The 9,491-nt window shown below is 50.2% G+C and carries 9 protein-coding genes and 1 pseudogene; 1 reads left to right on the top strand and 9 read right to left on the bottom strand.

What is annotated here, in order from left to right:
- Positions 1-152 (top strand): annotated as a pseudogene (gene murB / locus Q0238_RS09930) (UDP-N-acetylmuramate dehydrogenase); the annotation flags it as partial.
- Positions 153-462: 310 nt separating this feature from the next.
- Here murB and Q0238_RS09925 read toward each other — a convergent pair.
- The 9 genes from Q0238_RS09925 to Q0238_RS09885 form a co-directional block, all read right to left on the bottom strand.
- Positions 463-912 (bottom strand): hypothetical protein, encoded by a 450-nt coding sequence (locus Q0238_RS09925; RefSeq protein WP_297945680.1) that lies wholly within the window; start codon positions 910-912, stop codon positions 463-465.
- 186 nt (positions 913-1,098) lie between these two features.
- Complete coding sequence (locus Q0238_RS09920; protein WP_297945678.1) at positions 1,099-2,634, bottom strand: phosphatase PAP2/dual specificity phosphatase family protein; 1,536 nt, start codon at positions 2,632-2,634, stop codon at positions 1,099-1,101.
- Between the two features lie 516 nt (positions 2,635-3,150).
- Positions 3,151-5,175, bottom strand: coding sequence for a bifunctional alpha/beta hydrolase/class I SAM-dependent methyltransferase (locus tag Q0238_RS09915; protein WP_297945676.1), 2,025 nt, complete (start codon positions 5,173-5,175; stop codon positions 3,151-3,153).
- A gap of 38 nt (positions 5,176-5,213) precedes the next feature.
- Positions 5,214-5,768 carry a DUF1287 domain-containing protein gene (locus Q0238_RS09910; protein WP_297945673.1) on the bottom strand — a complete coding sequence of 185 codons (555 nt, stop codon included), beginning with the start codon at positions 5,766-5,768 and terminating at the stop codon, positions 5,214-5,216.
- A 7-nt stretch (positions 5,769-5,775) separates the two neighbouring features.
- A complete protein-coding gene (locus Q0238_RS09905; RefSeq protein ID WP_297945671.1) occupies positions 5,776-6,705 on the bottom strand; it encodes a phosphatidate cytidylyltransferase in 930 nt (309 codons plus the stop codon).
- Complete coding sequence (locus Q0238_RS09900) at positions 6,702-7,055, bottom strand: hypothetical protein (RefSeq protein ID WP_297918790.1); 354 nt, start codon at positions 7,053-7,055, stop codon at positions 6,702-6,704. Before Q0238_RS09900 ends, Q0238_RS09905 begins: the two co-directional genes overlap by 4 nt.
- Positions 7,036-7,674, bottom strand: a complete 639-nt coding sequence (locus tag Q0238_RS09895; protein ID WP_297945669.1) for a lysophospholipid acyltransferase family protein — start codon at positions 7,672-7,674, stop codon at positions 7,036-7,038. Before Q0238_RS09895 ends, Q0238_RS09900 begins: the two co-directional genes overlap by 20 nt.
- Before the next feature lie 465 nt (positions 7,675-8,139).
- Positions 8,140-8,742 (bottom strand): CDP-alcohol phosphatidyltransferase family protein, encoded by a 603-nt coding sequence (locus tag Q0238_RS09890; RefSeq protein ID WP_297945667.1) that lies wholly within the window; start codon positions 8,740-8,742, stop codon positions 8,140-8,142.
- 540 nt (positions 8,743-9,282) lie between these two features.
- Positions 9,283-9,491 (bottom strand): DUF3137 domain-containing protein (locus tag Q0238_RS09885; RefSeq protein WP_297945665.1); only part of this gene is annotated, 209 nt, incomplete at its 5' end.

Raw genomic sequence — 9,491 nt, 5'->3', positions numbered from 1 at the left:
GCGGAGCGAAATTTAGCGAGCAGCACGCCAATTTCATCATAAATTTCGGCGGCGCGAGCTTTGAGGATGTGATTGCGCTCATAAATTTAGCGCAAAGCCGCGTTTTTGAGGAATTCGGTATCGAACTGGAAACCGAGGTCGTGGTGCTATAAAAGGAAATTCGTATATTTTGCCCAGACTAAACTTGCTCGGTTGTCTATTTCGTCTTTTTGCACTGGATTTTTTATGCTTTGAAATTTTAAAATACCGACGAAATCGTCAAATTTAAAGCTCTCGAATACAGTGCGCCGAGATACTAACTGCCGTTTCATCGCTTAAAATAGTCGCTACAAAAATAGTCCGCAAAAGCAATCAATTTTATCTCGTTTATCTCGCCGTAAAAAACAGTTGTTGAATTTTGCGCGCAAACCGACGCGGCCGTCTAAATCGGCGTTCCGTAACCGTCTAAGCGGGCAAGCAAATTTAGCTCAGATAGTAACCCGCCAAAGCTGCGACGATGGCGATGAGAGTAAGCGCGGCCGTTAATTTATATAGCCGCAAAGCTCCCGCGTAGCGACTTTTCATATTGCGGATTTTAGGCGGCTTGCTAGCTAAATTTAGCTCCGTAAGCGCCGCGTCAAATTTACTGCAATCAAGCCTCCCCTCCGCAAAATCTCTAAAAATCAGCGCATCAAAATGCAGCCTAACGTGCAGATAAAATAGCCCCGCAAAGGCCGTCAAAAAGCCCGCAATCACGGCAAAATTCGTAAAAATCGTAAGGCAGACGGCTAGCTGAAGCAAATTTAACAAGAAAAACAGCCTATGCGTCGCTAAAAACCTAGCCGTAACCAGCGCCAAGGCTCTGTCGTCCGTCCTTTGGCGGCATTCCCGCTCCCCGCCTTGCGCCGCTTTTTCTCGCTCCGCATTCGTCATTTTCCCTCCTTATTTTGGGCGTTTGGTTAAATTTCCGTTTATTTTCGCCGAGAAATTTACAATGCTGCTTGTTTCTAGCCTTCAGATTTTTAAATTTAATCCCTCAAACCGGACTTGATCACATTTGGCCTGCGCCTATTTCGCGCTTAAATTTGCCGCACTTGCTTTTGGGAATTTAGCTCGTCTTTACTCCGCTTTCGAATTTACGCGGGCTTCTGCAGTCAGCCGCTCTATCCGCTCACGTAGCGAGCTAGCGACTGCGATCTTTTCTCGGCGAGATTTTAGCAAATTTAGCGCCTCATCAAAGCCTAGTCCTGCGTAAATCACCAGCCAAGCAAGCAACACCGACGCGCTCCTGCCGTAGCCCAGCGCGCAGCACACTAACACCTTTTTACCGTTTTGCTCGGCGGCTCGCTCGTTCGCGCCTGTAAGATTTTGCCCCGCCTCGGCGATTTCGCTTTCGTTAGCCGCGACGCGCGTTTGCAAATTTACCCGCGAGTCCGCTTGCTCGTGAAATTTAAAATCTAGCCCGTGTGCGCAGCCGTTTACTTCGCCGCTAAAATTTGATCCTAGCTCTGCCTCCATTTGCGGTAAATTTTCACCGCCGCAAAGAGCCCTTTTTACGAGCCGCTCGAGTTCGTCCGCGCCGCGTTTTAGCTCGGTCGCGCTCGGCGTTATCATATCTAGCATAGGCACGCTTGCGTAAATTTGCGCGTCGCCCGGCCGCTCAAACTCGGCCGCACAGTCCAGCACCGCGTCAAATTTACCCGCCTGCTTAACCGAGCCTAGATACAGCCCGGGCAAAATCTCGTCTGAAAGCCGGCGTCTGCGCAACCAAAAAATCGCATTTAGCCGCGCGACGCAAAGATACGGGAAAAGTAAAGCTTTAGCCGCGGCGGCGTGACGGCCTTGCCCGTTTTTAGCAAAAACTCCCGCGCCCAAAAACGCGTAACCGCAAGCAACCAGCGCGAAACTAAGGCTCGCCCAAGATAGCCACAGCATCCACGCGCCCCAAATTTTAGCTCCCAAAATCGCCGCAAAAAGCGTCAAAAACGCAAGCCCTAGATATAGCGCCACCCATTTGTAGCGAGCAGCCTCCCTAGCTATAGCAAAACTAAGCGGAGTGCCATCTAGCGGACGAATCAGTAGCACCAAGCAGCCCGCGGCCAGCCCCGTCGGAATGTCGATAAAATGGTGCTGATACGTGGTCAGCACGCTAAGGCCGATGAGCGCAAACCACGCGACAAGCGCCGCTTTAAGCCAAGCCGCACGCGCCTTGCGAAGGTAAAAAGCGCCCACCACGACGCAAAGTATGATGTGCAGCGACGGAGCTTGATTAAACGGGAGGTCAAAGGCGGCCAGGCTTGAGAATAAAAAGCCGCTAAGGCCCGAAACCGCGGGCTTCTCCCACGACATTTGCAGAGGAAAAGCGATGAAAAACAGCGTCGCGATCATCTGAGCGACTAGCAGCTGCGTAACGTAGCGCGCGAGCTCCCCGGCGTCACGGCAGAGGAAAAATCCAAGCGCGTAGAGCAAATTTAGCGACCAGTACGGCACGATGCTCCACGCCCAAAACGGTAGCGCGCGCTCCCACGCGAAATAAATCTCGGGCACGTTTGCGCGAGCGCTAGCGAGGGCGTTCGTGGCGCCGTAGCTAGCGTAAAATATCGCCGCAACGACGACTAGCGCGGCCAGCTGCGATAAAAACGGTTTTGTTTTCATTTTTGCCTTTTTTGCTAATTCTATCAAATTTTAGTGCATTTGCGCTTTGGCAGCTAAATCGGTCCGAGATCACTCGCTTGACGTAAAAGGCGTAAAAGCGTAAAATTTACTCACCGAGACCTGAATCTTTAAAATGTTAAATTTGGTTTGGTTAAATTTAGTATTGCGCATTAAATTTACTCTTTCTTGTTAAGGGAGGAGGGGCTTGAATTACGAAGTCGCTCCCTTCCCCCTTAACGATCCCCCAACCCCTACGACGTGAGAGGTTGCTGCGCTATGCGCAGTTTTATCTGGCGCTAACGCGCTGCGTGTTCAAATTTACGCTTTCACGATGCGGGTCTCGGTCGGTAAAATTTGCAAATTTGACCCCAAATTTGAGCGTAAAACGATAAGGCGCAGTATTTTTTCTTTAGACGAGGCGGAAACGACGGAGGCCAGAGAGCGGACTAGTCGTCCGTGACCAAAGCCGACCGAGTTTCTAACGAAGTATAAAGGAAAAAGACAAGCCGCAAAAGGCTAAATTTTAACAGCCAAGCTCACGCTAAATATCCCATCCCCATCTATCCACTCTTTCACCTTCTTAAATCCCGCATTTGCCACGAGCTGATCCATCTCGGCTTGGCTGCGGCGGCGCATGATCCATGCCGCACCCTGCCTGTGGCTAGATAAAGCACGCGCGATCATCTCAAGCTGCGGGTGCCACGGCTGATTGGTGTAGATGAGGTAGCCGCCGCTTTTTACGCTGCTTGAAAAGCCTTGCAGCGCAGTGCGCACGACCGAGTTATCCAGGAAGAGCTCAAACAGCCCAGACACGACGCCTAGCGTATATGCGTCCTGCAGGCCCTCGTAGCTAGCGGCTTCGAACGCATTTGCCTGCGTGAAGCTCGCGACGTCCTGTAGCCCGCGCTCTTTTATCATTTCGCTGCCGGCTTTCACGTTGATATCGCTGTAGTCGCGTAGCGTTATGCGCTCAAATTCATGCCCCTGCGCGGCGTCTAGTATGTATCTGCCGTGTCCCGAGGCGATGTCTAGCAGTCGTAGCGGCTCGCCTCGCTCCTGCAGCTTTGCCACGGCTTGATCGATAGCTAGCTTGATATTTCGCTTGCGCTCTCTGATACCGCGCCAGCCGATGGCGTTTAGGTAAATTTCGTCGATAAATTTGAAAAATTTATTCGCCCCTTGCGGCTCGTTTCGGTAAACGTAGTCAAGCGTACTGCCGCTATCGTAGCCCGTATTTTCGCCGATCTTTAGCCCGCCGACCCACGGCGAAACCGCCTGCATAAATATCCGCTGAAATTTAAATCGCAAATTTTTCGGGCTAAATCTCGGCAGCGGCGTAGCTAGTCTATCGGCCTCCTCGCGGCTAAAGCCGTATTCGTCCGCGTGCGTGCAGTCCACCTCGCTAAAAGGCGCGCTAAACCTCTCGCCGACGAACTCGCGCACGATCTCAAACGCCCTCTCCCGCTCGCTCTCGCCCAGCGTATCGTGGTAAAATCCCTCTAAAATCTCGCGCCTTTTTACGTGCGCGCCAAGAGCGTTGTAAAACTCGTGCTGCGGGGCGTGCTCCACGACCCAATCATCGCCCGAGATTAACAGTAGCGTAGGCGTCGTGATCGCGGCGGCGTCCGAAACCACGCGCTGTGCCGCTTCGTAAAGCCCAAGCAGTATGCGCACCGAGATCGCGCGAGTGATGAGCGAGTCGGCGTCGTAGCTGGCCTGGCGCTGTTTGTCGTGCGTGAGATAGTGAGCTTTGACGTAGCTGTTTACGAAAAAATTTCCGCGCGCATTGTAAAGCGCCTTTAGTCCAGCTCTGGCAAACGGTACGTAAAGCTTCACGCTAAACGCGGGACTAGCCAGCACCGCGCAGCGAACGCGCACAGCGTAGTCGTGCAGCCACGCCGAGACCAGAACCGCGCCCACGCTCTGAGCTATCACGGCTAGATTTTGCGTCTCAAAGCCAAATCTCTGCTCGATGTGCGCCACAAACTCGTCCACGTCGGCGATAACGCGGCCCATACTAGGCGCGTCGCCCCGCTCGCCGTCGCTCCTACCGTGTCCGCGCTGATCCCAGGCAAAATAGCTAAAACTCTCATCCGCTAGCCCGTCTGCTACGTGCGTCGTCCTGCCCGAGTGCTCGTGTCCGCGGTGAAATATCGCTACGGCTTTGGCATTCGGCGCGGCTTTAAATTTGAAATTTTGCTCGGCGTTTTCGCTCAAATTTGACGCGCCGCATTTGCCGGCTTCGTTTAAATTTGAGTCCGAGTTTTTGCCGCTTCTTTGTAAATTTTGCTCGTCCGATTTGCCTTCGCCGTTTAAGCCTGGCTTCGTATTTTCACCCGCGCCGCGCGCCTGCTCGCTAGCCAAATTTGACGTTTCATTTACGGCCTCGGCGCTCAAATTTGACCCGTCAAATTTGCCATCCTTACTCAAATTTGCTTCGCCTGCGCCCGGGTTTTCGCACGCTACGTCGCTAGCCAAACGGTATCTGTAAAATATCCTCACCCCGTCGCTGGTTATAAAATAGCTCTCTTTAAACTCCATTTTTCGCCTTTCTCGCTTAAATTTATCGATTTTTGCGCTTATTTTATCCTAAAGTGCCCCGTTATCTCGTACTCGTTTAGCACATTCTCCTCCTGCGCGCCAAGCCCGATATTGTGAATCACGAGCGGGGTTTTGCCGGCGGCAAATTTATCCGAAACTATGCCGATATGCGGCCTGCCGTTATCCAGCCGCCACGTCACGATATCGCCTGCTTTAAACTCGCCCTTCGCCTCGTAGCCCTTGCGTTTTAGATAGGTCGCGATGTTTGGTACGCGGCGATGATCGATGTTTTTGTCGGTCTTTTTCGCACCCCAATTTTTTGGATAAGCGCTAAAATTTGCGCTCATATCCTCGTGAATGAGCCGCTGCAGATCGATATCCTGTCCGCGCAGGGCCCTAACTACGACGTCGGTGCAAACGCCTTTTATCATATCCACATCGCCCATCGGATAGGCTAGCCTAGAGTACGAAGGATCGTAAAACAGCGTCCGTCCGACCTGCACTCTAGCGTCTTGCACGAGCTTGTCGGCCGAAAAAGCAAAGGCCAAATTTGCCGCGAGCGCTAAAAGTAAAATTTTGCTCCAAATTTTCATCAAAACCTCACGCGTAAAAATATCTAACTATGTGAAAAAATATCGGCGCCGCAAAGCACAGCGAGTCCATACGGTCAAGCATCCCGCCATGCCCGCTGATCATGTAGCCCCAGTCCTTGACGCCCAGATCGCGCTTGATCGCAGACATAACAAGCCCTCCTAAAAAGCCCATCATACAAACGGCAAGCCCGATGAAAAACGCCCCTACCTCGCCAAAAGGCGTGAGATGATGCAGACACGCAGCCAGCGCGCTAGCACTAAGTACGCCGCCTGCAAAGCCGACCACGGTCTTAGACGGGCTGATGCTAGGAGCGATCTTGCGCTTGCCAAAAAGCTTGCCCCAGATGTACTGCAGCACGTCGCTAGATTGCACGACTATGATCAAAAACAGCATCAGCTCCATGCTGCTGCCTCTTTCAAGGTCTAGTAAAAGAAGTGCAGGGATGTGCGAGATACAAAACACGCAGATCATCAGCGCCCACTGGATCTTCGTCGAGCGCTCCAAAAAATAGGCCGCATCGCCGCAAATCGCCGCCAAAATCGGCAAAAATAAAAATCCGTAAACCGGGATAAATATCATCGCCATCGCGTACCAGTCGGCATAGATAAAGATATACTGTACCGGCAAAATCACGTAAAAACACGCCACGAGCGCGATGTGATCGCCCCTGCGGATGTAGATGAGCGACAAAAACTCGCGCAAAGCGGCAAAAGATACGAGCAAAAACAAAAATATTACGGCGTTTTTGCCCATATACGTAAACGCAAAAATGACCAAAATCATCGCCCACCAGGCGTTTATGCGCGAGGTCAAATTTGAGATAGTTTTGTTCTCGGCGCCGAATTTAGCCTTTAGCATAAAGGCAACGGCGCTAGAGACGACTAGCACCGCGATGAGTCCTAAAAATAGATTTAAGATATGATTTTGCGGGTTCATTTTAGGGCCTTTTGGTTAAATTTGAAGCTAAATTTGACGTATGTTTCGGAGTGCTCCAAGCGAGTCAAATTTACGCGCGTTTGGTTTGCCCTGCGGGCGGTTAAATTTGCTAGCCAGAATTGCTCGCGCTTTGAGCCCACGTTTGGGTCAAATTTGATTTGCGGCGAGGCGAGCGTTTTGATCCGGGTTTCGCGCTCAAATTTGACGTTTTCGGCCGCCGTTTTAAAAGGCTCGCCGTCAAATTTACCGCAAAAATCGGTCGCAAATTTTCCCTTTTCGTCTGACGGATTTGTAGGGCTCAAATTTACCGCCGTCGCCAGAGCCGCCAAATCAGGCTTTCGTTCTATCATTTTGCGTATCGCTCATCGCTAGCAGCGCGTCTTGCGCCTTTTGTAAAAACTCGCCCTTGCCCTCGCCGCCGTACGATATCTCCTCGCCCACGATCAGCTCGCAAAGCAGCGGGATGGGTATCATAAAGCCCTTAGGCAGGACGTTGCGCGCATTTTTGATCCAAATCGGCACCAAAGGCACGGAGGGGCACTGTTGCGCTAGACGAAATATCCCGCTTTTAAACGGCTGAAGTGCTAAGTCGTCGTTCATCTTGCGCGTGCCTTCCGGAAAGATGATGAGAGAGTGTGTCTGCAGCGCGTCGCTCATTTGCGCTAGCGCTTCTAGCGGATCTTTGCGGCGACTTATTAGCACCATGTTAAACACGTTTTTAGCAAGAAATCTGCGCACGGGTCCGCTCTCCCAGTACTCCGCCGCCGCGACGGGGCGCACGCGCTTTCTCACGCGATACGGCAGCGAGACGAAAATCAGCAAAAAATCGCCGTGGCTGGCGTGGTTTGCGTAGTAAATTTTAGTGCCCTCGCCGATGTTTAAAAGCTCCTGTGGCAGCCGCACGCCCGTGATAAATATCGTAATACGGCAAAGGATAAAATCAAGCGCGGCTGCTAAAAACTCTTTCATCTTGTATCCTTTTTACTCTTTTATTTTTCAAATTCACTTTTTGCGGCGCCCTCAATTTTACGGTTGTGTGCGGCAAATAAGCTTCTTGCCCACCTTGCCAAAAACGAGCGTTTAGACATAAATTTGAGGCGATTAAAGCCGATACGGTTTTAAGTAACGCCTGCAATTTGCCGCTTTTGCTACTTGCCTTTGATTTCACCGACTTTGATAAAACGCTCGAAATTAACCGAGCGCGTTTTGCGCGCCTAGCGTCTTTTAAAGCGTCTAAATTAAGCGGACAAATTCGCCGTGATATTTTATCCTCGCCTCAAAAAATCTCGTAAATTTAAACAAGATCAAATTTATAACTATTGCATGCCCGCGTCGAGGTGAGCTTAAAACTTTTGCAATTATATCAAATTTAGGCGAATTTATCTTGCGTCGATTTTGGAGATAGATATTAAATTTATCCTCGTCCGAAGCTCCTTATTCCCCGCCTTTTAGTCCCATCCTCACGCGGTTTACACAAGTAAGCGCAAGTAAAAATATCGTGGCGTAAAGCACCCAGCTAAACCACTCTGGCAGTCGCCCAAATAGCGCATATACCGTACCGATAAGCCCGAATATAAACGCGCGGTCGCTTTTACCCATAGGTCCGTCGTAGCGTCTACCTCGTCCGTGGATCTGACCTAGCACGCCTAAGAATTCGCTCATAAAAGATAGAAAAATAACGAACGTGATAACGCCCCAGCCAAAAGGTGCGATAAAAGCAAACGGCAGATACAGCGCGGCGTCCGAGATGACGTCCGTAGCTTCGTTTAGATAGCCTCCTAGCGGACTTTTTTGATTAAATTCGCGAGCTAGCATACCGTCGATGGCATTTAGCGCCATACGCAAAAACATCCAAGCGGGCAGCAGAAAAAATAGCGTCGAAACTTCGGCGAATTTTATCAGAAGTCCGCCCAGCAGAACGGAAATGAGGCAGGCTGCGATCGTGACTTGATTTGCGCTGACGCCCGCGCCGTAAAGACGTCTTACTAACGGACGAAGTAAATTTTGAAATTTGGGCTTTAACTCGTAAATCGTCATTGTAGACTCCGAAAATTTGATTTTCGTATTGTTGCTTAAAAATGCTTGGAGGCAGATTAAATGTGTAGCCGGCTTTTTGTATGAGCTTTTTAATCGTCGATTTTTAAAAGCGTTAGGATAGCGAAATAAACATGAAAATATGAGTAAGGTATCTTTTCTATCATTGCCGCGATGGCACTCAATTTTTTTGGTGCGGGTTCGCGACGGTAAAAGTAGCGTTTGCGGCACGATGATAGGCAGCGTGGTAATCTCCATTATGGAAAGCGTACGGTGCAATCATCGCCATATCAGTATCCATCTTCGCTCAATTCCTCTATGCGGGCCGCAAAAATTTATAAATCGCATGGGGTTTCATCGTGATAGATTTCAAACTTTGCTCTCCGCTGCAAATGCAATAAGCCCTGCAGCGAAACACATAAGACCTTGTCGCGAAAATTCTAAATCATAGCGGCGCCGAGCCGGGAATAGTACTTTTAAATTTCAAAATTTCGCGGCGGCGAAAAGCCTCTGTATTTACGGATTTAAGATCAAATTTAAAATTTAATCCTGCCAGATATTTTCGTTTAATTTCAGACTTTTTACGATGGACAGAAAAAATAGAAGCTCGTGCTTGATAGACGCCGCAGGATCAAAGCCAAATACGCTGTGATCCACGCTAGGCTCGAAACTATCGTATCCCGTGCGGATGAAAATATAGACTTTTCTGCCGGAAAAGCTTAATCTGATCGATCCGCCGGCACCGCTTCTAA

The organism is uncultured Campylobacter sp., assembly GCF_938045775.1.
Classification (GTDB): domain Bacteria; phylum Campylobacterota; class Campylobacteria; order Campylobacterales; family Campylobacteraceae; genus Campylobacter_B.
Note: the sequence above shows the minus strand (reverse complement) of the source record. Positions and strands in the feature narration are given on the sequence as shown.

Bases quoted from the DNA above. Each gene is read 5' to 3' on its own strand.
- Q0238_RS09925 (WP_297945680.1), bottom strand. From the start codon at position 912: ATGACGAATGCGGAGCGAGAAAAAGCGGCGCAAGGCGGGGAGCGGGAA.
- Q0238_RS09920 (WP_297945678.1), bottom strand. From the start codon at position 2,634: ATGAAAACAAAACCGTTTTTATCGCAGCTGGCCGCGCTAGTCGTCGTT.
- Q0238_RS09915 (WP_297945676.1), bottom strand. From the start codon at position 5,175: ATGGAGTTTAAAGAGAGCTATTTTATAACCAGCGACGGGGTGAGGATA.
- Q0238_RS09910 (WP_297945673.1), bottom strand. From the start codon at position 5,768: ATGAAAATTTGGAGCAAAATTTTACTTTTAGCGCTCGCGGCAAATTTG.
- Q0238_RS09905 (WP_297945671.1), bottom strand. From the start codon at position 6,705: ATGAACCCGCAAAATCATATCTTAAATCTATTTTTAGGACTCATCGCG.
- Q0238_RS09900 (WP_297918790.1), bottom strand. From the start codon at position 7,055: ATGATAGAACGAAAGCCTGATTTGGCGGCTCTGGCGACGGCGGTAAAT.
- Q0238_RS09895 (WP_297945669.1), bottom strand. From the start codon at position 7,674: ATGAAAGAGTTTTTAGCAGCCGCGCTTGATTTTATCCTTTGCCGTATT.
- Q0238_RS09890 (WP_297945667.1), bottom strand. From the start codon at position 8,742: ATGACGATTTACGAGTTAAAGCCCAAATTTCAAAATTTACTTCGTCCG.